Below are 25,298 nucleotides of genomic sequence, written 5' to 3'. Positions count from 1 at the left end.
TTCACAACCTATAGCTTATTGTAAAAAAGGTCAAGTTATTAGTGAATCATCACGTGAATATGCGATTTACCATTTAATTGGCTAAAATATTTCAATAAATTCAGCTAGATAGGAATTTGATTGTTACAAAAAAGTAACATTTGATTCTGTGAGGCATAAAAAAGACCAGCACAAAATGCTGGTCAAAATAAAAAGATTGGAAGGAACTGTTTTCTTTTCTTATCACCAGCCATCGATACTACTGATGGCTGGATTTATGACTTAAAAAGAGGAAGCGAGAGCACTCCCTTTAAGCTGAAAGCATTAATGAATCTGCTTTCGCTTCTAGGTTTGTGCCACCCATCAAATAATCATCGATGGCACGAGCTGATTCACGGCCTTCATTGATACAACGAACAACCAGAGATTGGCCTGTACGCATATCACCAGCAGCAAATACGCCTTCTTGGTTAGTAGCAAAACCTTGGGTTGCTACGTTACCGCGATCATCTAGTGCGATGTCCAGTTGAGCAAGAACACCAGTTGGTTCCGGATGCAGGAAGCCCATAGCAAGAAATGCCATATCACATGGGATCACACGCTCACTGCCTTCGGCCTCTTTAAAGTTTGGACGCTCGCCTGGCTTCGCTTCTTCCCAAACAATATCGGCAATACGCAGACCAGTCACTTCACCTTGCTCATTGCCGATGAACTCTTTGGTTAGGATATTCCAGTGACGATCAACGCCTTCTTCATGGGAAGTCGATGTGCGCATGATCATTGGATACTGTGGCCACGGCATGTTTGCTGGGCGTTTTTCTGGCGGAATCGGCATGATCTCAACCTGAGTAATGCTTGCTGCACCGTGACGGTTTGATGTACCTACACAGTCAGAGCCGGTATCACCACCACCGATCACCACAACATGCTTACCCGCAGCGTGAAGTTCTTCACCCTTAAGATCCATATCATTGGCACGACGGTTGTTTTGACCTAGGAACTCCATTGCAAAATGGACGCCTTTTAGTTCACGACCCGGAACGGGCAAATCACGAGGAACGGTTGAACCACCCGTTAGTAGAACCACATCGAATTCTTGACGAAGTTGCTGGGCATTCACATCAACACCAACGTGTTGGTTAACTTTGAATTCAATACCTGCTTCTGCCATCAAGTTGATCTTACGATCAATCACATCCATACCCAGTTTGAAATCTGGGATACCAAAACGTAGCAGACCGCCTACTTTCTCGTCTCGTTCGAATACCGTCACAGTATGACCAGCGCTGTTTAGTTGCTCAGCAGCCGCAAGGCCAGCAGGACCTGAACCGATGATCGCAACGGTTTTGCCAGTGCGAGAACGTGGTGTTTTTGGTTTGGCGTACCCTTCACGATACGCCGTTTCTACGATGGTTTTCTCGATATTACAGATAGTGATTGGATCTTGGTTGATACCAAGTACACAAGCACTTTCACATGGAGCAGGGCAAACACGACCAGTGAACTCTGGGAAGTTATTGGTTGAGCTCAGAATGTTCCAAGCTTCTTCCCAGCTATCACGATAAACCGCATCGTTAAACTCTGGAATGATGTTACCGATAGGGCAGCCGTTATGACAAAACGGCACACCACAATCCATACAACGAGAAGCTTGAGTATTGATCTTGTCACCAAACTCCTCGTTCAGAACGAACTCTTTGTTGTTCTTGATGCGTTCTGCTGGGTCGATCTTCTGTGGTAGTTCACGACCATGCTCTAAAAATCCAGTAGGCTTACCCATTATACGGCCTCCGCTTGAGTTTCGTTTCCTTGAGACTGTGCTTCAGCTTTACGCTTTTGAAGAACCGCTTTGTAGTCACGCGGCATTACCTTAACCATAGAGGCTAGGCTTGCTTCAAAGTTGTCTAGGAAAGACTGAGCGACTTCACTTCCTGTGAATTGAACATGCTTAGTTAGCATGTCGAGTAATAGATCTCTGTCTTCTTGCTCGATTGGATCTAGGTCTACTAGCTCTGGGTTCAGTTTCGACTCAAAGTCACCTGATTTATCCCATACGTAAGCCACGCCGCCACTCATACCTGCGGCAAAGTTACGACCTGTTGAACCAAGGATAATTGCTGCACCGCCCGTCATGTATTCACAACCGTGGTCACCGACGCCTTCTACTACTACTTTGGCGCCTGAGTTACGAACACAGAAACGTTCACCAGCCATACCGCGGATGAAAGACTCACCCGAAGTTGCACCGTAGAAACACACGTTACCAACCACGATGTTGTCTTCTGCGACAATGCTTGATTTCGCGTCTGGGTAAAGTACTAACGTACCGCCAGATAAGCCTTTACCCCAGTAGTCGTTGGCATCACCTTCAACTTCGAACTTCACGCCCTTAGCTAGGAACGCACCGAATGACTGACCTGCAGAGCCGTTGAACTTAACGTTCATTGGTTGTGGCAGACCGGCGTCTTTGTACACTTTCGAGATTTCGTTCGACAGCATGGTACCTGCAGAACGGTCCGTGTTAACGATAAGGAATTCGGCTGTCACCGCTTCGCCTTTCTCAAGTGCAGGAATTGCGGCTTGAATCAGTTTACGGTCCAGAACCGCTTCTAAGTTGTGGTTCTGTTTTGCTTGGTTAAATACACCATCTGCTTCACGAGCTTGCTCAACGTGGAGAACAGGAGACAAGTCGAGGTTCTTGTATTTCCAATGAGAAACGTCTTGGCGAATCTTAAGTTTCTGACCTTGACCGACCATCTCATCGATGGTGCGGAAGCCAAGTTCAGCCATGATTTCACGCAGACCTTGTGCCATGTACTGGAAGAAGGTTACGACGTCCTCTACGCGACCATCAAAGCGTTCGCGAAGTGTCTTGTTCTGAGTTGCGATACCAACAGGACAGGTGTTCTTATGACACTTACGCATCATGATACAACCTTCAACCACCAATGCTGCGGTTGCTACGCCCCATTCTTCTGCACCAAGTAGTGTTGCCACTGCAAGGTCGCGAGGTGTCTTCATCTGACCGTCCGCTTGAACCACGATACGGTTACGCAGACCGTTCTTCAGTAGCGTTTGGTGCGTTTCTGCCAAACCAAGTTCCCAAGGAAGACCAGTATGACGGATTGAAGACATTGGGGATGCACCCGTACCGCCGTCGAAACCTGCGATAAGTACAACGTCCGCTTTCGCTTTAGCAACACCAGAAGCGATCGTACCTACACCTGCTTCTGATACCAGCTTCACGTTTACACGGCCCGCGCGGTTCGCGTTCTTCAAGTCGTAGATAAGCTGAGCCAAATCTTCGATTGAGTAGATATCGTGGTGTGGCGGTGGCGAGATAAGGCCAACGCCTGGAGTAGAGTGACGTGTTGCACCGATCCAGTCATCTACTTTATCGCCTGGTAGCTGACCACCTTCACCTGGCTTCGCACCTTGAGCCATTTTGATTTGCAGCTCTTCAGCGTTAGTTAGGTAGTATGAGGTTACGCCGAAACGACCCGAAGCTACCTGCTTGATTGCAGAGCGTTCCCAATCGCCGTTCTCTTTGCGCTCGAAACGCATTGGGTCTTCACCACCTTCACCAGAGTTCGATTTCGCGCCAAGACGGTTCATCGCAACAGCCAGTGTGGAGTGTGCTTCGTAAGAAATAGAACCGAATGACATTGCACCTGTCGCAAAGCGTTTCACGATACTTTCTAATGGTTCTACTTCATCAATTGAAATCGAGCCAGCAGGGTTCTTAATAAACTCAAGTTGGCTACGCAGTGTTACCGCGTTGTCACCTTGCTTATCAACTGCTGTCGCGTATTGCTTGAACTGTTCGTAGTTCTTGTTACGCGTAGACTCTTGCAGAAGAGAAATAGTTTCTGGGTTGAATAGGTGCTTCTCACCGCGTTGTTTCCATTGGTAAACACCACCAACATCCAGCATTTGAATTGGGATTTCGCGTTGCGGGTAACCGATGCGATGACGGATCAGCACTTCTTTGGCGATATCATCAAGGGTAAGACCTTGGATACGAGAAACCGTACCTGTGAAGTACTTATCGACCACTGATTTGTGGATACCCAAAGCTTCGAAAATTTGTGCACCATGGTACGACTGAAGCGTTGAAATACCCATCTTCGAGAAGATCTTCAGCAGACCGCCATTGATGGCATTGCGGTAGTTGTTGAACAAGTCGCGAGGGTTCGCTTCTGGATCCAGCTTCTTAGTGCGTTGCAGTTCGATAATGGTTTCGATAACCAAATATGGGTTCACCGCATTTGCACCGTAACCAAATAGTGTTGCAAAGTGGTGCGTTTCACGTGCGTCACCAGTTTCAACCACGATGTCACACTTCGCACGTAGACCTTTACGGATCAAGTGGTGGTGTACTGCGCCAACTGCCAGCATTGCTGGGATCGCCGCGTGGTTTGAGTTCACTGCACGGTCAGTTAGAAGGATGATTGAGTAACCATCGATAACCGCGTCTTCTGCGTATTGACAGATACGTTTTAGTGCACGCTCAAGTTTGCCTTGATCTTCATTCGCTTGGAATACGATATCCAACGTCTTCGCTTGTAGGTGCTCGTTATCGATCGCGCGCAGTTTTTCAAGCTCAGAGTTGGCCAGAACAGGTGACTCTAGTTCTACTTTCTGACAGTGAAGTGGTGTTTCAGTCAGAAGGTTTTGGTCTTTACCCAAGTAAGTGTTCAGCGACATAACCATACGCTCACGGATCGGGTCGATCGGTGGGTTAGTTACCTGTGCAAACAGCTGTTTGAAGTAGTTTGAAAGGTGCTGAGACTGATGAGATAGAACCGCAAGAGGCCAGTCGGCACCCATAGCAGATAGTGGTTCTTTGCCATCATTCGCCATTGGAACGATGATTTCGTTCACTTCTTCAGTGCTCACACCGAAAGCTTGTTGACGGTGCAGCAAACGCTCTGGAGAAGGTTGACTGAACTGGTTACTCGCATCTGGTAGCTTCTTCAAGCTCAGTAGGTTTTCTTCTACCCACTTCTCGTAAGGTTGTGCTGTTGCGATGGTGTCTTTCACTTCTTCATCAGAGATGATGCGACCTTGCTCTAGGTCTGCAACGAAGATACGGCCTGGTTGCAGACGACCGCGGAACTCAACGTTCTCTGGCTCAATATCCACAACACCAGATTCTGATGCCATTACAAGGAAGTTGTCTTTGGTCACTGTGTAGCGAGAAGGGCGCAGACCGTTACGGTCGAGTGTTGCTCCTACCTGAACACCATCAGTAAAACATACTGAAGCAGGACCATCCCATGGTTCCATAATGTTCGCGTGGTACTGATAGAACGCGCGACGCTTAGGATCCATGTTCTTGTTTTCTTGCCATGCTTCAGGAATCATCATCATCAATGCATGTGGCAGGCTACGACCAGAAAGAACTAGGAGCTCAAGTGCCATGTCAAAGTTAGATGAATCTGAACTGCCTTCCTGACAAATAGGAAGGAGCATGTCGATTTCAGCCTGAGTAAACAGATCTGATTCTAGGATTGCTTCACGGGCTTTCATCCAGTTCAAGTTACCGCGAACTGTATTGATTTCACCGTTGTGTGCAATGTAACGGAAAGGCTGTGCAAGACGCCATTTCGGGAAGGTATTGGTAGAGAAACGAGAGTGTACCAGTGCCAGTGCGGTCACCATGGTCGGGTTCTGCAGATCAAGGAAGTACTGAGGTACTTGCTCTGTCGTTAACTGACCTTTGTACACCAATGTCTTGTAAGACATGGAGTTAATGTAGAAGTCGTCACCAATGTTCGAAACGCTTTCTAGGCTAACACGCACAGTGTAGTTACGAAGTACGTACAGTTTGCGTTCTAGCTCTTCAGGTGTGATGCCAGGACCGCCAGAGATAAACACATGCTCAAACTGAGGCTCTGTGCTTAGAGGGTCTGCACCGATCATTGAGTTGTCGGTTGGTAGTACTCGGTAGCCGATAACTTCAAGATCTAGACGCTGTGCGTTACGTTCTAGAATGTCACGGCATTGTTCGCGTTTGTATTCGTCTTTCGGGAAAAGAACGACACCAACACCATACTTTTCAAACGAAGGCAGTTTAATGCCTAGCTTAACGGCTTCTTCTAATAGGAATTCATGAGGTTTTTGTAGCAAGATACCTGCGCCATCACCGCTACATGGGTCACAGCCTTGACCACCACGGTGTTCCATGCGAGCCAGCATATCTAGTGCTTGAGTCACTACTTCATGAGATTTACGGTTTTTAAGGTGAGCAACAAAACCGATACCACAAGCGTCATGCTCCAGCTCCGGAGTGTACAGACCCTGTGAATTTTGCTCTCTATCTACCATAGATACATCCTTCCAGTTCAATGTCGACGCAAGAATCCCAGACAGATCTTGGCTGTCTTAGGTACGCTCTGTGCGTCTTGTCCTTTATATTTATGATTCGAAACCGACCTAGGTTGGTCAGTTTTGATTCCTTTCCGTATCTCGCAGGAAAAATTTTGCGAGAAAAACAATCCTTGGTGATATCCCTTTATTTATTATCACTATCTAGTGCTTTATATCGGTGGGAGCGGGGTATCGCCGACAATTCCCGCAGTTGTCATTGTAATAAAAGTCACAAAAACAGCGGGGTTGTGTAAGTATCCTACAATTTTGTGACTTCGTAATGCAATGAAAAGTCGCTTTTGTGACCCAATTTTTTCGTTTAAATATGCACTTTTTGTTTAACAATTGCGCAACATGGCTGCTTTTAAGTTGGTTTTATGCAGTTTTATTGATTTCAAACCATTATGGTCTTGTTTGAATTGACTAGAATTATTTGTTTTTTCTTGCAGGGATGTAATTTATTTACATAGATCGTAGTGAGATTTATTACGGTTTACGATTGGTGAGAATCTATGCAATTACATGAGTTGGTCAACACACTAGGTCAAGACCTTCAGCGTCGTTACGGCGAAAAAGTCCATAAGCTGACTTTACATGGTGGCTTTAGCTGCCCAAACCGCGACGGCACCATTGGTCGAGGTGGTTGCACGTTTTGTAATGTCGCGTCCTTTGCGGATGAAGAAGTCCAGATCAAAAGCATTCATGATCAATTGAAAGATCGTGCGGGAGAGATCCATCGTGCGAAAAAGTACCTTGCTTACTTCCAAGCCTATACCAGCACATACGCGGAAGTTCAGGTACTGAAAAATATGTATGAAGAAGCTCTCAAGGCCGCTGACATCGTGGGGTTGTGTGTAGGCACTCGTCCAGATTGTGTTCCTGATGCCGTATTGGATCTGTTGTCGGATTATGTCAATCAAGGTTATGAGATCTGGTTGGAATTGGGCCTTCAAACTGCCAAAAACGACACACTTAAGCGAATCAACCGAGGTCACGATTTTGAATGCTATGCCGATATCACCAAGCGCGCTCGTGCGCTAGGCATCAAAGTATGTACTCATCTTATTGTTGGTTTACCAAAAGAAACACGCAGCGATAACATTGAAACACTGCGTAAAGTCCTTGAAGTAGGCACTGATGGCATCAAGTTGCATGGCTTGCATATTGTTGATGGCAGCACGATGGCAAAGGCATGGCGTGCTGGAAAACTAGAAGCTCCAGAATTGGAAGAGTATGTAGCGATTGCCAGTGAAATGATCCGTATGACCCCTAAAGAGGTGATCTATCATCGTGTCTCTTCGGCTGCACGTCGCCCAACATTGCTCTCCCCGTTGTGGTGTGAGAACCGTTGGCTAGCAATGACAGAGATAGGAAGAGCTTTGGATCGCGAGGGGGCTCAGGGCAGTTTGAATGGTGACCCTTTCATCTATAGTAAGCCAGAATTAAAGGCAGATTGATCGATTAATAACTGGTATATTTTTCCCGATTTGCATTAAAGGTCGGAAAAATGGATCAGTTACTCGATTGGTTATGGGATGGGTGGGGCAACTACGAATTTGTAGTCCTGCTCTTTTTCGTGTTTGCCGTTGCCGTTACATTAATTTATTTACGTTTTCAAACCGCTTTAAAGTACGTTGTTACTGATTCCCCTTATCCTGTGCTTGTGGTTGATGCTAACCATGGGCAGCTTCTGTTATCCAACCATCCCGCGATGCAACTATTGGGTATTCGTCCTTTAGGTTCTGGTTTCCTTTATCCGGCTTCATTTAATTTAGATGAATTTGTCGTATTGCTTGATAGCTTTTCAAGCCGACAATTTCGCCAGCAAATTTTTGACTGGCGTTTATCCGATGGTGAAAGCATCAAAGTTGAGTTATCTGGTCGAAAGAGCTTACTGCGTAGGCAAAGAGTATGGATTCTGTATGCTCAAAGTCATCAAATGACCCTGAAAGATCAGCAACAAGAACTGGCCCAACTAAACATTGCTCGTTCTGCCTTGGACTCGTTGTCTGAATTGATTTGTTTGCAAGATCAACAAGGCAAAGTACTGACCACTAACCGCGCGTTTGATCAATTTTGGCAAGGTCGAGAAAACGAAGCATGCACTTCAAAATCCAGTTCGATGGCTGCTAGAAAAAGTGACCGTCGTTGGACAACGGATCCTCAAGGACGCAGTTGTTTGCTAGAAGTGAATCAGAATTCACTAGTGTCTCAAACTGGGGAAATGATAGGGACGCTTTCAATTAGCCATGATGTAACTGAATGGCATAAGATGCAGCAAAACTTACGTGATGAAATGGATCGTCGTAAAGATACGGAAGTGGCTCTGGCTCAGCGTGACACCATTCTTCAGACCATTTTGGACGCCAGTCCAGATTCGATTGGTATCTTCAATGAAAACATGGTGTATCAAGCGTGTAATAAGCCGTTTGTGAATGCTTTGGGGATTCCAGATGTTTCGGACCTAATTGGAAAGCGTCTACAAGATGTGATCCCTGAAGATATTTACATCCGCCTAGAAGCCAGTGATCTTCAAGCTTTACAGCAAACTCACCCCGTGCGTTATATCGACAAAGTGACCAGTACCGACGGTTATTACACGTGGTTTGATGTGGTGAAGTCACCCTTTAAAGATAAAGCTTCTGGTACCAATGGTGTGCTGATCATGGCTCGCGATATTTCTGAGCGTTATCTTGCGGAGCAGAAACTTGAAGAAGCCAACTTGGAGTTGGAGAAACTCAGTTTCTTAGACAGCCTAACTCAAGTCGCAAACCGACGCCGATTTGACGAGCAACTCGATACGCTTTGGTACCATCATGTTCGAGAGAAGTTACCTCTGTGTATTATGTTGTGTGATATCGACTTCTTTAAGCTCTTTAACGATTGTTACGGTCATCAGCAAGGTGATGAAGCGTTGATAAAAGTGGCATCGGCGTTCCAGCAGGTGGTCAGTCGTTCTTCCGATTGTGTCGCTCGTTATGGTGGTGAGGAGTTCGCTTTCATCTTGCCAAATACCACGACGGAAGGGGCTCAAAAAGTTGCCCTGCGGATACATGAACGCATTCACGACCTCGGCATCGAACATTGCTGTTCAGAAGCTTTTGCTCAATTGACGGTCAGTATCGGCTTTGTCTCTTACATTCCTCAGCACGGCGATGAACCTGAAATGGGGGTCGCGATGGCAGACAGTGCACTCTACCAAGCGAAGGCTGATGGTCGTGATCGAACTAGTGTTCATCCAAGTTCTTGCTAACGCTTTGTGACCGCTTGCTCTAAGTTGAGAGTAGGCGGTTTTAATCACCGTATTAAACACGTTAAACTGCCCATACATGGTGTGAGGTGTCTGCTAGCCCTGAAGCTTCGCTGGTTCGCCAATGTGTATTGCCAAACTTAAAACAGCTCAAAATATCTTCACTGTTTTAACTTCTCTAACTGTCAGGGTTCGATATCTAGCTTGTTCCATGGAGTAGTGAATGAAGCCCATGAAAAACCTCGCCCAGTACTATGTTGACCTATTGGTTAAGCTGGGGATTGTCCGTTTCTCTATATTGCTGGCCTTAGCGCTGGTGGCACTGGCTGTTGTGGTGCAAGTTGGTATTACGCTCGCCTTGAAAGGGAACGTCGACGATATTGATATTGTTCGTTCTGTTTTCTTTGGTCTGCTTATTACCCCTTGGGCGGTGTACTTTCTTTCCGTTGTCGTTGATCAGCTAGAAGAATCTCGTCAACGATTGACCAAACTAGTCTCTAAGCTCAAAGACATGCGTTCGCGTGACCAAGAACTGAACTTCCAATTGCAGCAGAACATTGAAAAGCTCAATCAAGAAATTGAAGAGCGCATCAAGGCGGAAGAAGCGCGCGAAGAAGCCATGCAAGATTTGGAGAACGAAGTATTCCAACGTGAACGCACTCAGTTAGAGCTTGCCGAGCGTACCGCACTGTTACGCTCTTTCATTGATGCATCTCCAGACTTGATTTACTACCGTAACGCCGATGGTGTCTTCTCTGGTTGTAACCGAGCAATGGAAGAACTCACTGGTAAGAAAGAGCATCAATTGGTGGGCCTAAGCCCATGGGATGTTTACAGCAAAGAAGTGGCCGAGCACATCGTAGATACCGACCAAAAGGTCTTTGCAGACAATCAGGCCATCACTTACGAGCAATGGCTTGAATATCCAGATGGTCGCAAGCACTACTTCGAATTACGCAAAGTGCCTTTCTACAGTAAAGATGGTCGTCACCTTGGTCTGGTTGGTTTTGGACGAGATATTACCGAACGAAAACGCCATGAAGAATCACTAGAAAAAGCCAGCCGTGACAAGACCACCTTTATCTCCACCATCAGTCATGAACTGCGCACGCCATTGAATGGCATCGTTGGTTTGAGCCGAATGTTGCTCGATAGTCAGTTAACGCAAGAGCAGCGTAAGCACATGCAAACCATTAACGTCAGTGCCATTACATTGGGCAACATCTTCAATGACATTATCGATATGGATAAATTCGACCGTCGTAAATTGGAGCTGCTGCCTGCACCGTTGAACTTTGAGGATTTTGTAGCAGAGATTGAAAGCATCTCTGCACTGATGGCGGAACAGAAAGGGTTGCGTTTCGACCTTGAACGTTTGAGCGCATTACCAAAAGCGATTGAAGTGGATGCGACCCGCCTGCGTCAGGTTATCTGGAACTTGGTTAGCAACGCAATGAAGTTCACCAAAGAAGGTGGCGTCGTAATGACAGTCAGCGCAGATGTCGAAGACGACTACGTGACCATCATCATGGAAGTGGAAGACACAGGCATTGGCATTCCTGAAGAAGAGTTGGATAAGATTTTTGCGATGTACTACCAAGTGAAGTCAGGCAAAGACAACCTTCATGCGGTTGGTACTGGCATTGGTTTGGCGGTTTCTAAGCAGCTTATCAACATGATGGATGGCGACATTACTGTTGCGAGTGAAGAGGGCTTCGGTAGTACCTTTACCGTTTCGATTCACGTTCCGATTGTTGAATTGGAAGAGCCTGTTATCGATGCTCAGCGAGATAAAGTGCATCTAAATATCTTTATGGTAGAAGATATCGAACTGAACATTACCGTTGCTAAGTCACTGCTTGAAAGCTTGGGACATACCGTCACTGTTGCCATGACGGGTGAAGAAGCGCTGGTGAACTTTGTACCAGATGAATATGACTTAGCGTTGCTTGATATCCAACTGCCAGACATGACCGGTTTTGATGTCGCTAAGTACTACCGAGAGCACTACGACAACTTGCCGCCACTAGTAGCACTAACGGCGAATGTGATGAAAGACCGTCGTGAATACTTAGACAATGGAATGGACGATGCGATCAGCAAACCACTAGCGGTACAAGCGATGCAGTCAGTGATTGATAAGTTCTTCGTTAATCGTATTGATACTGAACAACAGATCTATATCGAACCAGAAGTGATTGAAGTGGCTGAGTTGGTGCCATCACCGGTTATTGAAACCCATTTGCTCGATTTGGATATGCTAGAGTCTTATGTCGATATTGTTGGGGTAAAACCTGTCTATGACAGCATTAAGATGTTCGAAGATATGATGCCAGGTTACATGCAAATCCTAGACTCGAATATGATGGCCAAAGACCAAGATGGCATCGTTTCAGAAGCTCATAAGATCAAAGGAGCAGCAGGTTCCATTGGTCTTAAACATATCCAAAGCGTTGCGCAGAAAGCGCAGTCGCCAGATATGCCCGCTTGGTGGGAGAATATCTCGGATTGGGTCGAAGAAATAAAGAATGAATATCAAAATGACATTCAAGTCTTAAAAAGTTGGTTGGAACAGAGGAAATAACATGAAAAAATTTGCATCGGCAGCACTGGCAATCGCATTACTTGCTGGTTGTAGTTCTGCTCCTCAAGTGGGTTGGCAAGAAGACAGCCAAATCACCATGAACAAAGTGAATGTTGAGCTGAAAAGCAACTTATGGGTAAACCTAATGCCAACCATTGGTGAGGTTCAAGAGCAAAATGTACATGGTGCTCTGTACTTAAAATCAGACAAGGAGTTACCAGCGAACTTGACCGTTGATTCATTGATCATCAAACAAGGCGATTCTGAATGGCAGATTGATGGTGACTTGCTTGAGTTACGCACCCACAGTGAGAACCAGTGGGAAGTTGCCTTTGTATGGCAAATTGAAGCGGATATGGAAAAGTCGGTCGACTTAGCTCTGTTACTGGATGATGCAGGCAAGAAAGGTTGGCTGGTAGAGAAGCACATTAAGATTGATAAAGTGTACTGATTTTGCGTTTTTTCAGATAAAAAAGGGCTTACTCATGGAGCAAGCCCTTATTGTTTGCGTTGAAGCGACTAGTCCTCTAGATCGCCACAGAAGCGGTAGCCTTCACCGTGAATTGTTGCGATGATTTCAGGTGTACCTGATACTGATTCAAAGTGCTTACGAATGCGGCGGATTGTTACGTCCACAGTACGGTCGTGTGGCTTAAGCTCACGGCCAGTCATCTTCTTAAGAAGATCAGCACGAGTTTGAATCTTGCCTGGGTTCTCACAGAAGTGCAGTAGTGCACGGAACTCAGAGCGAGGCAGTTTGTAGCCATCGCCAGCTGGGCTCACAAGAGAGCGGCTGTTGATGTCTAGAACCCAACCGTTGAACTCGTATTTTTCTACCGAGCGCTTCTCTTCTTGTACTGCGTTAGTGCTCATTGAGCGGCTTAGCAGGTTACGTGCGCGGATAGTCAGTTCACGTGGGTTGAATGGTTTAGTGATGTAGTCATCAGCACCGATTTCAAGACCTAGGATCTTGTCTACTTCATTGTCACGACCAGTTAGGAACATCAGTGCGATGTTCGCTTGCTCGCGAAGTTCACGTGCTAAAAGGAGACCATTCTTGCCTGGAAGATTAATGTCCATGATAACCAAGTTGATTGCATTTTCAGACAACACTTGGTGCATCTCTTCACCGTCACTGGCTTCAAAAACAGCGTATCCCTCTGCTTCAAAAATACTCTTAAGAGTGTTACGAGTTACTTGCTCATCTTCTACGATAAGAATCTGCGGGGTTTGCATTGGCGGTACCTAAATTTGTGACAAAATTGTGCTAATAGAATAAATTCTAGGCAAAAATATAACATACAGGTAATGTGATTTTGATAATAAATCAAGTTAATCAAAAAAACACTTCTTTCAGCTATCCGCCTTCCTTGGAATTTTGCCAACTCACCAGTATCCGATGGCGACGTTTATTCTATAGGGCTTGTTTACCTTTCATTTCCTAGCCTTCGCGGGGCCTGAAACGTAAACACCCTAAGATATGGAGCGGATTTTATATTGTTAACAGCATGCTAACAATGCTCAAATGTTAATTCCATTCAGTTTGTTGATTTACATCAATTGATGAAATGTAATCGTTATTAATCGTTTAAGAGTTATGATAAAAAAAAGTAATACGAACATAGACTCATCGTTATGGAATGCTTATTCAGAATCTTTCTTTCGTTTTCATACTAATTGGTACTCTCCAAGCTATGCAGTAATAACCGCTTGGAACCCTTACAGTAATTTGCGGTCAAAAGAGATGAATTGCATAAGTAATCACGAACTCGAAAAGCAATTAAACCACGTTAAGTACGTGCCTGTCACGGTTGGCGATCAGGCATTTGAATGGTTTGAAGAAAGTTACGCAGCAGAACTGACGACAGAAGTGGCGATATCGCTGGCAAAGGATTTCCAACAGAACGCGATTTACTATGTTATTGATGGCGAACTATACCTGATAGCGTGTTCAGAACCGGAGATTTTACACAAGATTGGTTCGATGAAATCAAGGCTCGTCGTATAGAAGGATACTACTCACTGGAGTTTTACTCGGGTGAGACATTTCACGGAGGAACTATGAGAGACATAACACCAGATATTTGTGACCAATTTGAAGACCAAGTAACGTTGCTGAGTTTACCATTGCAGAATTTTGGTCAACGTACCGCGTTTCATGGAGAGATAGTCACAGTGCGTTGCTACCACGATAATTCAAAGGTACGCGAGGTACTTAGCGAAAATGGTGCAGGCAAAGTGCTGATTGTGGATGGACACGGTTCTTGTCAAAAAGCATTGCTGGGTGACCAGTTGGCTATTCTTGGTATCGAAAATGGTTGGGAAGGCATCATAGTGTACGGCGCTATTCGCGATGTCGTTCAGATGTCTCAAATGGATATTGGGGTTCAAGCGCTAGGCACGTGTCCGTTTAAAACGGAAAAGCGGGGTGTAGGTGAAGTGAACGTCACGCTGACGATGCAAAATCAAATCGTTCAACCTAAGCATTACGTATATGCAGATTGGAATGGTGTATTGATCTCTAAAGAGGCATTGGATTTTTAGAAGCGGAAACCAAGCCCTACCTCAAAGCCTTGTTGCCAATCTTGATAATCTAAAGTGGCGTGAACATCCAAGTTTTCAGTGATTTTTACGCGGCTCGAGACTTCGGCAGCCAGGCTACTGTCTTCTTCTCGGACACCACCCGTAGTTTCACCTTTATAAGAACGAACGGTACTTTTCACAGTAATACGATCATTTAAGTGGTAGCTTATCCCACTTAAAAAGCCACTTTGATTTTGCGTTGGTGAGTTATTTACACGCGCACCAACATAAAGATCCACAGAGTCAAACAGCTCGTACGCGTAACCGCCGTCAATATTCCAGACGTCAAAACTGTCGGTTTGGTAGTTTTCACTGGAAATGAAAAGCTTGTGTGGGGAAGTTGTAGTTTTCCCAGGAAGAGGTGGTAGCTCGTTCGCTACACAAATGCTAGGCACAACAAACAGTAACAGAAAAATCCATTTTTTCATGTTGGCCACTCCTTGTGTCGAACTTTGTTATTAGTATGTGCTTAAAGCTTCTCAATATTAAAGCATAGAATATGAAAGCCAGCTCACTTATTTTCCACTTAATTCAATCCTATGAACTTTGATCACAGTTAACTTGTTGTTAATTAGTATTCATGAGGATCGATGTTTTGATCATATGTAGATAGAAGAGGATCAGGTGCCATCACCGCTATTTGCTTCTATATCAAACAGACCGTTGTAGAGAGAGAAAAAGTTCAATTGACTATGATAATTCGCAACCCATTGTAATTACATTGAAATATCAAAGACATTGCGTAGCAGAAATCACTACAAGACCGGAAAATAGACAATTTTTTGTTGACTCTGTACCGGAAACTCGGTAAACGTAGAGTTAAGCAAACACACAATTATCGTTGAATATTTATTTATGCCATCAAACAGCCTAGTAGTAATGACCACAACCATTATTATTACCAACACGACCAATGTTGGGGCAGGCTGCTGAGCGAAAGAAATTCACAAAAAAGGCCTGTATCCAACAAGATACAGGCCTTTTTTTATGCTTTTTTAAATGAAATTTAGACAGAATTAAGAAGATACATCGGAGGAAGGGATGCGAGTATTGAAGTTTGGCGGCTCATCATTAGCAGATGCAGATCGCTTTTTAAGAGCAGCGGATATCATTGCCAATAACGCTCAACAGGAAGACGTTGCCGTTGTGCTTTCTGCACCGGGTAAAACGACCAATAAGCTTGTTGCGGTGATCGAAGGCGCACTTCGAAACGGTGAAGCAGAGCTTCAAATCAATGAGCTAGAAGCGTCGTTTAAAACGCTATTTTCCGAAATCCAAGCGGTTGTTCCAAATGTGGATGGCACGGCTTTCGATAACCAAGTTAAAACCTCACTTTCTCAATTACGTCAATTTGTTCACGGCATTAATCTTCTTGGTATGTGTCCAAACAACGTCAACGCACGCATTATCAGTAAAGGCGAGCGTGTGTCGATTCAACTGATGAAAGCGGTACTAGAAGCAAAAGGCCAACCTGCGCATCTTATCGATCCGGTTGAGTACCTATACGCGAAAGGCGATCATCTAGAAGCGATGGTTGATGTTGAAGTCTCTACGCAGAACTTCCGCCAAAACCCACTTCCTCAAGGCCATGTCAGCATCATGCCGGGCTTTACAGCTGGTAATGAAAAAGGTGAATTGGTAACTCTGGGTCGTAATGGTTCTGATTACTCCGCAGCGGTACTGGCCGCATGTTTGCGCGCAGACTGCTGTGAAATCTGGACTGATGTGGATGGCGTTTACAACTGTGACCCTCGTCTAGTTGAAGATGCACGCCTACTCAAGTCGCTTAGCTACCAAGAAGCGATGGAGCTGTCTTACTTCGGTGCGTCCGTTCTGCATCCAAAAACCATCGCACCAATTGCACAATTTCATATCCCATGCCTGATCAAAAACAGCTTTAACCCACAAGGTGCGGGTACATTGATTGGCCAAGATACTGGCGAAGATAATCTAGATATCAAAGGCATCACGACGCTAAATGATCTGACGATGGTTAACGTGTCTGGCCCAGGTATGAAGGGCATGGTAGGCATGGCAAGCCGTGTCTTTGGTGCGATGTCATCAGCGGGTGTGTCTATTGTGCTTATCACACAATCTTCTTCTGAGTACAGCATCAGCTTCTGTATTGAAGCGCAAGATAAAGCCAAAGCACAGCAAGTGTTGGCTGACGCGTTTGAATTGGAACTAAAAGACGGTCTACTTGAACCAGTCGAGTTTATCGACGATGTGTCTATTGTGACGCTAGTTGGTGATGGTATGCGCACTTCTCGTGGTGTTGCTTCTCGCTTCTTCTCATCTCTTGCTGAAGTGAACGTAAACATCGTGGCAATCGCACAGGGTTCATCTGAGCGTGCTATCTCAGCCGTGATTCCTGAAGACAAAATTTCTGAAGCGATCAAAGCGTGTCACGAGAACCTATTCAACTCGAAGCACTTCCTAGACGTATTCGTTGTTGGTATCGGTGGCGTTGGTGGTGAGCTGGTGGATCAGATCGAACGTCAACAGGCGAAGCTTGCAGAGAAAGGCATCGTGATTCGCGTGTGTGGCTTGGCAAACAGCAAAGGTCTTCTACTTGATAGTGAAGGTCTGCCTCTAGAACATTGGCGTGACCGTATGTCTGCTTCAACTGAAGAATTCAGTCTAGCGCGTATGATTTCATTGGTTCAACGTAATCACATCATTAACCCCGTGTTAGTTGACTGTACGTCCAGCGAAGCCATTGCGAATCAGTATGCAGACTTCTTAGCCGCAGGTTTCCACGTCGTAACACCAAATAAAAAAGCTAACACGGCAAGCATGGCGTACTATCATCAACTTCGCGATGTAGCGCGCAGCTCTCGTCGTAAATTGATGTACGAAACAACCGTAGGCGCAGGTCTACCGGTTATCGAAAACCTTCAAAACCTAATTTCAGCTGGTGATGAGCTAGAGCGTTTCAGTGGTATCCTTTCCGGTTCTCTGTCTTACATCTTCGGCAAGTTAGACGAAGGTATGAGCCTAAGTGAAGCGACAAACATCGCGAAACAAAACGGCTTTACGGAACCGGATCCTCGTGACGATCTATCGGGTATGGATGTGGCGCGTAAGCTACTTATTCTTGCTCGTGAAGCTGGCATGTCTTTAGAACTGGAAGATGTGGTTGTTGACCAAGCGCTACCACCGGGCTTTGATGATTCAGGCAGTGTTGATGAATTCATGGAACGCCTGCCAGAAGCGGATGCGTACTTTAAAGAGCAGTCAGCAAAAGCGGCAGAAGAAGGCAAAGTACTGCGCTACGTGGGTGAAATCGTTGACGGTAAGTGCACGGTAAGCATTGCAGCGGTAGATGAAAATGACCCAATGTTTAAGATCAAAGATGGAGAAAACGCACTGGCATTCTACAGTCGCTACTACCAACCAATTCCACTGGTATTGCGTGGTTACGGTGCAGGTACTGAGGTAACGGCGGCTGGTGTCTTCTCTGATGTGATGCGTACTTTAGGTTGGAAGCTAGGGGTATAACAACAATGAGTTCAAGTGATATGGATGTTGTGGTTTATGCCCCAGCATCAATTGGCAATGTAAGCGTTGGTTTTGACGTTCTGGGCGCCGCAGTGTCCCCAGTTGATGGCACTCTTTTGGGTGACAGAGTATTGGTAAAGTTAGGGGCTGAGCCGTTCAGCCTAAAAACATCCGGTGACTTCGTTGAAAAGTTGCCTACCGAGCCAAAAGAGAACATTGTTTACGATTGTTGGGTGGTGTTTGCTCGTGAGCTTGATAAAAAAGGCGTCGCGCTAAAGTCCTTGGAAATGACGCTAGAGAAGAACATGCCAATTGGCTCTGGTTTAGGGTCAAGTGCGTGTTCTATCGTTGCTGCGTTGGATGCGTTAAACCGATTCCACGGTCAGCCACTCAATGAGACTGAGTTACTTGCTCTGATGGGGGAGATGGAAGGCAAGATTTCAGGTGGTATTCACTATGATAATGTTGCGCCATGTTACCTTGGCGGTGTGCAATTGATGCTTGAAGAACTCGGTATCATCAGCCAAGAAGTCCCTTGTTTTGATGACTGGTATTGGGTGATGGCGTATCCGGGCATCAAGGTCTCGACAGCAGAGGCTCGTGAGATCCTACCATCTCAATATCGTCGACAAGATATCATTGCTCATGGTCGCCACCTTGCAGGCTTCATCCATGCATGTCATTCTGGTCAGCCAGAGCTTGCTGCAAAAATGATCAAAGACGTCATTGCAGAACCGTATCGTGAGAAACTGCTCCCGGGTTTTGCTAATGCTCGTCAATATGCCGCAACAGCGGGTGCACTTGCTACTGGTATTTCTGGCAGTGGTCCGACGCTGTTCAGTATTTGCAAAGAGAAAGATGTCGCTGAGCGAGTTGCTCGCTGGTTAGAACAGAACTACGTACAAAACGAAGAAGGATTCGTCCACGTTTGTCGTCTAGATAAACAGGGTTCGAAAGTAACAGGAAGTGAGCTATGAAGCTTTACAATATAAAAGAAAATGATGAACAAGTTTCCTTTGGCCAAGCCGTTCGCCAAGGGTTAGGTCGCAACCAAGGCCTATTTTTTCCATCGGAATTGCCAAAGTTTGATGATATCGATGCGCTACTAGCAGAAGACTTTGTCTCTCGTAGCACTAAGATTCTATCGGCATTAATCGGTGATGAACTTGCAGAAGAGCAAGTTAACGCATTGGTTGACGCTGCGTTCCAATTCCCTGCGCCAATCAATCAAGTAAAAGATGGTGTTTACGCACTGGAGCTTTTCCACGGCCCAACGCTCGCTTTTAAAGACTTTGGCGGTCGTTTCATGGCGCAATCGCTAGCAGCGGTTTCCGACGGTGGCAAAATCACCATTCTTACGGCGACTTCAGGCGATACTGGCGCTGCCGTTGCGCACGCTTTCTACGGTATGGAAGACATCAACGTTGTGATTCTTTACCCGAAAGGCAAGATCAGCCCACTGCAAGAGAAACTATTCTGTACGCTTGGTAAGAACATTCACACTGTTGCGATCGATGGTGATTTCGATGCGTGTCAGGCTCTGGTTAAGCAAGCTTTTGATGATTCTGCGCTGCGTGAAGAGATCGGTCTGAACTCTGCAAACTCAATCAACATCAGCCGTTTGATGGCGCAAATCTGTTACTACTTTGAAGCAGCTGCGCAAATGAGCAAGCAAGAGCGTGAAAACCTAGTTGTGTCTGTACCAAGCGGTAACTTTGGTAACCTAACTGCTGGTCTATTGGCAAAAGCGCTGGGTCTGCCTATCAGACGCTTTATCGCTGCAACTAACGCTAATGACACTGTTCCTCGCTACCTAGAAACAGGTAAGTGGGAGCCAAAACCAACAGTCGCAACGACATCGAATGCGATGGACGTGAGCCAACCAAACAACTGGCCTCGTATCGAAGAGCTGTGCCGCGTGAAAGAGTGGGGCTTGGAGACGCTAGGTAAAGGTGCAGTATCTGATGAGCAAAGCGCGCAGTCAGTAAAAGATCTATACGCACTGGGTTACTTGTGTGAGCCGCACGGTGCGATTGCTTACCGCGTTCTTGAAGAGCAACTGCAAGAAGGTGAGACAGGTCTGTTCCTATGTACTGCTCATCCTGCGAAGTTCAAAGAAGTGGTGGATGACATTCTGCAATCTGACATTGATCTTCCTGCACCACTAGCGAAGCATGCGGTGATGGAGCTGTTATCGGAAGATTTAGATGCCGATTTTGACGCACTGAAGCAAGTACTACGTCGCGTTCAGTAAGTGACAAAAGATGAACGAAGAAAGGTGAATGAGTGATCATTCGCCTTTTTTATTGCTTGTGAGTTTCGACTTTCTTTAAGATTGAGAACGAACTTGATGAAATAGACGGAAGGGGAAGCATGCATTTTTTGATTTTTCTTGGCTCAGTGAGAGACAGCACGCCACCGAGACCAGCTCGCTTGGGGTTGCGAGTCAGTAGAGCGTGTGAAAAGCTTATCGCGAGTCAACATTCAACACATACTGTAGAAATCATCGACCCTTTGAATTACGACTTTGGCGATGTATTTAAACCTGAGTTTGCTTATCACCGTTCTAAAGTGCCGGAACATCTAAGCGAACTGGCAGATAAAATCAAACGTGCCGATGGGTATGTGATGGTCAGTCCGGAATATAACCATTCGATGAGCCCTGCCTTGGCAAACATGCTTAACCACTTTGGCAGCTCGCTGTTTTCTTATAAGCCGAGCGCTATCGTGACATACTCTGCCGGGCAATGGGGTGGCGCGCGAGCTGCGGTGTCGATGCGTACTTTCTTATCAGAGCTGGGGTGCTTGCCTGTGTCGGCAATGATCCACATCCCGAAAGCACAAGAGGTGTTTGATGAGCACGGTGTCGTTACGGACGAGTCGGAGCAGGCGCAGTGGGACAGTTATATGAATCGCACTATGCACCAATTGATTTGGTGGGCAGATGGGGCACTACAGCAAAGAGAGAAGCTTGATCCAACCTCGTTGGCACAAGCATTTAAGAACGATCCTTCGCAAAGAAACGCCCCATAGAGTCTAGCTGCTCTCCACTACCGGAAGGGATTAGAAGGATCCAGAATCAAAAAAAGCTTGGTCATTGCTGACCAAGCTTTTTAAATTCTAACAAGCTAGTTTACTGAGAGATTATAGAGACTCAGTAAAAGTACGAGCGATTACGTCACGTTGCTGTTCTGGAGTTAGCGAGTTGAAACGTACTGCGTAACCAGAAACACGGATAGTTAGCTGTGGGTAGTTCTCTGGGTGTGCAACTGCATCTTCTAGAGTTTCACGCTTAAGAACGTTCACGTTTAGGTGTTGACCGCCTTCGATGCGAGGAGCTGTTTCGATTGCTACTTCACGGCTTTCGTATTCACCTAGGTCGCTGATTGCGATAACTTGGTCTGCTTCGTAAGTTGATGCTGCAGCAACACAACGCGCTTCGTTCTTCTCACTATCTAGTAGCCAGATTGAGTTTAGTAGTTCGTCGTTAGCTGCTTTAGTAATTTGGATACCTTGGATCATCACTATCTCCTAGACCACTTACGTGGTGATTATTGGTGTTAATTTTCGAATTTTTGTCGAGCTAAGTATTATATAGCCAATATCCATTATTTTAATATTGATTTAAGTCAAAAAACAACCAAAAACCTTAATTTTTTGAAGGTGATTTTATTGAGTTAAATCAATAAAACGTTTGAAAACATACTATTTACAATTTATTTGATAATATAAAAAATATTTAAAAGTTAATTTTGTTGTAAATTTACTACAAAATGAGTTCAAAACTTAACCTTGTTTACGCAACTGCCTGTATTTAGGTAGCCATACTGAAAGTCTAAAGTGATTAAATGACAAACATGAAAAACAAGTTTGGAAACAAATTTATTGGTGCTCACGTGTCAGCGGCTGGAGGGGTTGACCAAGCGCCTCTTCGTGCTCGTGAAATTGGTGCGAATGCGTTTGCTCTGTTTACTAAGAACCAACGTCAATGGGTTGCAAAACCACTCGAAGAAAAAACCATTAGTGCGTTCAAAGCAAACTGCAAAATGCTTGGTTTTGGCGCCGAGCACATTCTTCCCCATGACTCTTATCTGATTAACTTGGGCGCTCCAGAAGAAGAAAAGTTGAATAAATCCCGCGCGGCATTTATTGATGAGATGGAGCGCTGTAACCAATTAGGTTTAACCTTGCTCAACTTCCACCCTGGTAGCCACTTAAAGAAAGTGTCGGAACAGGAGTGTTTGGCGACGATCGCCGAGTCGATCAACCTCGCGCACAAAGCAGTGCCGAATGTGATCGCAGTGATTGAGAATACGGCAGGTCAAGGCACTAACTTAGGTTGGAAGTTTGAGCATCTGGCTGAAATCATCGAGCAAGTAGAAGACAAAGAACGTGTTGGTGTGTGTCTCGATACTTGCCACACGTTTACCGCAGGTTACGATCTGCGTACTAAAGAGGATTGTGAGCATACCTTTGCTGAGTTCGATCGTATCGTAGGCATGCACTATTTAAGAGCAATGCATCTAAATGATTCAAAAGTCGAATTCGCTAGCAAGGTTGACCGTCACCACTCATTAGGCAAAGGCGAGATCGGCTGGAGCTGTTTTGAGTACATCGCTAAAGATCCACGTTTTGATGGTATCCCTCTGATTTTAGAAACAATTGACCCTGATATTTGGCTGCAAGAAATCAACACCTTACGCCAATTCCACATGGAAGAAATGGTTAATTCCTAACGGGATGGCAAAGTTGGCATCCTTCTTTCTTGGCTAAGTACATTGAGCGGTTATGCGCTTGTTTTAAACGCCTGAACTCAACGTTGTAGTTAGGCGAAGCTAGTTAGGAGGATGACAATATGTCTCGACCAGTTTCTTTTATCCCAGCGACACACTCTCGACGAGTATTACGTTTACCTACCCCAAACCGCCATATCTCAGGACAAGGGCACTTTCGAACGCCGCAGCGTAATTAGCCTCATCATTATTAGTATTGGTTATTTTGGTTTTAGCCAAACCAGCAAGATCAACGCGCGTTGTCTGTTCATCAGTTTTTGAGAAGCCGTCTCAAGCTGGTGGTAAGTTTTTGTTTGTTTGAGTTTCGCTCGTTAGAATAGAGGGAAACATTAGGACAGGAACTTTCCATGAATCAGTTACCCACTTGGCACGATGTGATCGGCGAAGAGAAACAACAGAGCTACTTTGTCGATACTTTGAATTTTGTTGAAGCAGAACGAGCGGCAGGCAAAGCCATTTATCCGCCAGCGAAAGACGTATTTAATGCGTTTCGTTTTACCGAGTTCAAAGACGTTAAAGTAGTGATTCTGGGGCAAGACCCTTACCACGGTCCTAATCAAGCGCATGGTTTGTGTTTCTCTGTGCTGCCTGGCATTAAAACTCCACCATCTTTGGTGAATATGTACAAAGAACTGGCGCAGGATATGGAGGGTTTCCAAATTCCTCAACATGGCTTTCTACAAAGCTGGGCTGAACAAGGTGTGTTGCTACTCAATACAGTGTTAACAGTAGAGCAGGGCAAAGCACACTCACATTCGAAAACCGGCTGGGAAACCTTTACTGACCGCGTTATTGAAGCCATTAACCAGCATCAAGAAGGTGTGGTGTTCCTGCTGTGGGGGTCACATGCGCAGAAGAAAGGACGCTTTATCGATCGCAATAAACACCACGTCTTGGCAGCACCGCATCCATCGCCGTTATCGGCACATCGTGGATTCTTTGGTAGTAAGCCATTCTCACAAGCGAACCAGATTCTGCTTCAGCAAGGTAAAGAAGCCATCAATTGGCACTTACCTATGACGGTGTAAATCTCAATTTCCTTCTTATATATAGAGAAATAAATCAGTACAGCGATCGTGGGAAGACGATCGCTGTTTTTTTGAACACCGTCGAATCAGATATTAGGTTTCTCATATACACTTATAGAAAGTAGGTGTTAAGGAGAGACGCTATGATGATCGAAAGAATTCGACGAGAACACGGCTATATGGTCCGTTTACTGGCGATATTGCGCCATAAATTAAATGAGATTAAACAAGAGAATGCCATCAATTATGCGTTGGTGAGCGAAATCGTAGATTACCTCTCTAACCATTCTGAAAAAATCCACCACCCTAAAGAAGACATTCTCTACCATTACTTCCTAAAACAGTACGGTCAGCAGAAGACAATTGAGAACTTAGAGCTTGAGCATCAAGTGTTGGCGAGCAAAACCAAAGACTTCTCAATGCTATTAGAAATGATCCTGCAAGATGCTGTCGTTCCACAAGAGTTATTCATAACACAGTTAGAGGACTTTATTGTTACTCAAAAACGTCATTTGGAGATGGAAGAGCGACAGGTACTGCCTCTTATTGAAGAACTGTTTACCTCGGACGATTGGCAATATGTAGAAAGCCTATGGCATCAGAGTGAAGATGATCCAGTATTTGGTAGTACTATTGCAGATCGCTATAAACAATTGGCTGAACGAGTGCGTCAGAACGATGTAGAGTTCGTTTAGAGCGAATTATTACAAGGTAAACGATTGCTTTAGCGCGGTTTATTTTGCGTTTTCTTATTTGATGAGAATTGAGGGTAAATTGGATTCTTACAAATAGGGCAGAATTTTGAGGTAAATTCTCAATCAATAAGAATGGGTGTTATAGGGCGAAATTCAACGCAAAAACACCCATCAAATTCATAGGTCTATAAATGACAAAAGGCACCCACGGGGTGCCTTTTGTCTAAATTATAGTTTGATATCTTCTAGAGAGATGTCGTGACAGACATCCAGTTCACGCAGTTCCTTTAGCAAATTACGTCGGTCGTTCATTTCTTCTATTTCTCGCCACTTACGCTTCAATGGTTTCGCACGAGATTTTGATGTTGAGGTAGTATCCAGACCAAATAGGTCATCGAGTTGAAAGCCTTCCATAAGCCACCTTTACCTTTCTATATCTAAACTGTTGTAACCAGTCCTTGTGGAGCTTTTTAAGTACCACAATAGACGTGAGGATAACCATGATATATTTCG

General features: G+C 45.2%; 19 protein-coding genes and 1 other annotated feature. Of the genes, 13 read left to right on the top strand and 6 right to left on the bottom strand.

What is annotated here, in order from left to right:
* Positions 1-289 precede the first annotated feature (289 nt).
* On the bottom strand, positions 290-1,759 hold the full coding sequence (locus tag C1S74_RS08555; RefSeq protein ID WP_045400324.1) for a glutamate synthase subunit beta: 1,470 nt from the start codon (positions 1,757-1,759) through the stop codon (positions 290-292).
* Entirely contained in the window at positions 1,759-6,309 is a 4,551-nt protein-coding gene (gene gltB, locus C1S74_RS08550) for a glutamate synthase large subunit (protein ID WP_045400322.1), read from the bottom strand. The genes C1S74_RS08555 and gltB overlap by 1 nt, the downstream gene beginning before the upstream one ends.
* A gap of 554 nt (positions 6,310-6,863) precedes the next feature.
* Here gltB and mnmL point away from each other — a divergent pair.
* The 4 genes from mnmL to C1S74_RS08530 all read left to right on the top strand — a co-directional run bounded on the left by mnmL (position 6,864) and on the right by C1S74_RS08530 (position 12,636).
* Positions 6,864-7,808, top strand: coding sequence for a tRNA modification radical SAM protein MnmL/YtqA (mnmL, locus tag C1S74_RS08545; protein WP_038878188.1), 945 nt, complete (start codon positions 6,864-6,866; stop codon positions 7,806-7,808).
* A gap of 50 nt (positions 7,809-7,858) precedes the next feature.
* Positions 7,859-9,604 carry a sensor domain-containing diguanylate cyclase gene (locus tag C1S74_RS08540; protein ID WP_045400319.1) on the top strand — a complete coding sequence of 582 codons (1,746 nt, stop codon included), beginning with the start codon at positions 7,859-7,861 and terminating at the stop codon, positions 9,602-9,604.
* Positions 9,605-9,824: 220 nt separating this feature from the next.
* Positions 9,825-12,185 carry an aerobic respiration two-component sensor histidine kinase ArcB gene (arcB, locus tag C1S74_RS08535; protein WP_045400316.1) on the top strand — a complete coding sequence of 787 codons (2,361 nt, stop codon included), beginning with the start codon at positions 9,825-9,827 and terminating at the stop codon, positions 12,183-12,185.
* Position 12,186: 1 nt separating this feature from the next.
* A complete protein-coding gene (locus tag C1S74_RS08530) occupies positions 12,187-12,636 on the top strand; it encodes a hypothetical protein (protein ID WP_038866326.1) in 450 nt (149 codons plus the stop codon).
* 68 nt (positions 12,637-12,704) lie between these two features.
* On the opposite strand, the gene arcA is transcribed toward C1S74_RS08530, so the two are convergent.
* Positions 12,705-13,421, bottom strand: a complete 717-nt coding sequence (arcA, locus tag C1S74_RS08525; protein ID WP_045400313.1) for a two-component system response regulator ArcA — start codon at positions 13,419-13,421, stop codon at positions 12,705-12,707.
* Between the two features lie 361 nt (positions 13,422-13,782).
* On the opposite strand from arcA, the gene C1S74_RS08515 reads away from it, so the two are divergent.
* Positions 13,783-14,193, top strand: coding sequence for a DUF3293 domain-containing protein (locus tag C1S74_RS08515; RefSeq protein WP_045400311.1), 411 nt, complete (start codon positions 13,783-13,785; stop codon positions 14,191-14,193).
* A 53-nt stretch (positions 14,194-14,246) separates the two neighbouring features.
* Complete coding sequence (locus C1S74_RS08510) at positions 14,247-14,729, top strand: putative 4-hydroxy-4-methyl-2-oxoglutarate aldolase (protein ID WP_045400308.1); 483 nt, start codon at positions 14,247-14,249, stop codon at positions 14,727-14,729.
* Here the strand turns inward: C1S74_RS08510 and C1S74_RS08505 are convergent.
* Positions 14,726-15,196 carry a ribonuclease regulator gene (locus tag C1S74_RS08505; RefSeq protein WP_045400305.1) on the bottom strand — a complete coding sequence of 157 codons (471 nt, stop codon included), beginning with the start codon at positions 15,194-15,196 and terminating at the stop codon, positions 14,726-14,728. The two genes, C1S74_RS08510 and C1S74_RS08505, sit on opposite strands and share 4 nt — an antisense overlap.
* Positions 15,197-15,636: 440 nt before the next feature.
* Positions 15,637-15,756 (top strand) — a sequence feature (Thr leader region).
* Positions 15,757-15,809: 53 nt separating this feature from the next.
* Between C1S74_RS08505 and thrA the strand changes: the two genes are divergently transcribed.
* From thrA to C1S74_RS08485, 4 genes are all read left to right on the top strand, one after another.
* Entirely contained in the window at positions 15,810-18,269 is a 2,460-nt protein-coding gene (gene thrA / locus C1S74_RS08500) for a bifunctional aspartate kinase/homoserine dehydrogenase I (protein WP_045400301.1), read from the top strand.
* Between the two features lie 20 nt (positions 18,270-18,289).
* On the top strand, positions 18,290-19,246 hold the full coding sequence (gene thrB / locus C1S74_RS08495) for a homoserine kinase (protein WP_045400298.1): 957 nt from the start codon (positions 18,290-18,292) through the stop codon (positions 19,244-19,246).
* Positions 19,243-20,523, top strand: coding sequence for a threonine synthase (gene thrC, locus C1S74_RS08490; RefSeq protein ID WP_045400295.1), 1,281 nt, complete (start codon positions 19,243-19,245; stop codon positions 20,521-20,523). Before thrB ends, thrC begins: the two co-directional genes overlap by 4 nt.
* A gap of 119 nt (positions 20,524-20,642) precedes the next feature.
* Complete coding sequence (locus tag C1S74_RS08485; RefSeq protein ID WP_045400293.1) at positions 20,643-21,302, top strand: NADPH-dependent FMN reductase; 660 nt, start codon at positions 20,643-20,645, stop codon at positions 21,300-21,302.
* 111 nt (positions 21,303-21,413) lie between these two features.
* Here the strand turns inward: C1S74_RS08485 and grcA are convergent, their stop codons facing one another.
* Positions 21,414-21,791, bottom strand: a complete 378-nt coding sequence (gene grcA / locus C1S74_RS08480) for an autonomous glycyl radical cofactor GrcA (protein WP_005434930.1) — start codon at positions 21,789-21,791, stop codon at positions 21,414-21,416.
* Positions 21,792-22,117: 326 nt separating this feature from the next.
* Between grcA and nfo the strand changes: the two genes are divergently transcribed.
* From nfo to C1S74_RS08460, 3 genes are all read left to right on the top strand, one after another.
* On the top strand, positions 22,118-23,005 hold the full coding sequence (nfo, locus tag C1S74_RS08475) for a deoxyribonuclease IV (RefSeq protein ID WP_045400290.1): 888 nt from the start codon (positions 22,118-22,120) through the stop codon (positions 23,003-23,005).
* Between the two features lie 404 nt (positions 23,006-23,409).
* Complete coding sequence (gene ung / locus C1S74_RS08465; RefSeq protein ID WP_045400287.1) at positions 23,410-24,090, top strand: uracil-DNA glycosylase; 681 nt, start codon at positions 23,410-23,412, stop codon at positions 24,088-24,090.
* Positions 24,091-24,233: 143 nt separating this feature from the next.
* Positions 24,234-24,785 carry a hemerythrin domain-containing protein gene (locus tag C1S74_RS08460; protein ID WP_042599726.1) on the top strand — a complete coding sequence of 184 codons (552 nt, stop codon included), beginning with the start codon at positions 24,234-24,236 and terminating at the stop codon, positions 24,783-24,785.
* 228 nt (positions 24,786-25,013) lie between these two features.
* Here C1S74_RS08460 and C1S74_RS08455 read toward each other — a convergent pair whose 3' ends face one another.
* Positions 25,014-25,199 (bottom strand): DUF3545 family protein, encoded by a 186-nt coding sequence (locus tag C1S74_RS08455; protein WP_039977404.1) that lies wholly within the window; start codon positions 25,197-25,199, stop codon positions 25,014-25,016.
* Positions 25,200-25,298 lie beyond the last annotated feature (99 nt).

This window comes from Vibrio hyugaensis, from assembly GCF_002906655.1.
GTDB lineage: Bacteria > Pseudomonadota > Gammaproteobacteria > Enterobacterales > Vibrionaceae > Vibrio > Vibrio hyugaensis.
Note: the sequence above shows the minus strand (reverse complement) of the source record. Positions and strands in the feature narration are given on the sequence as shown.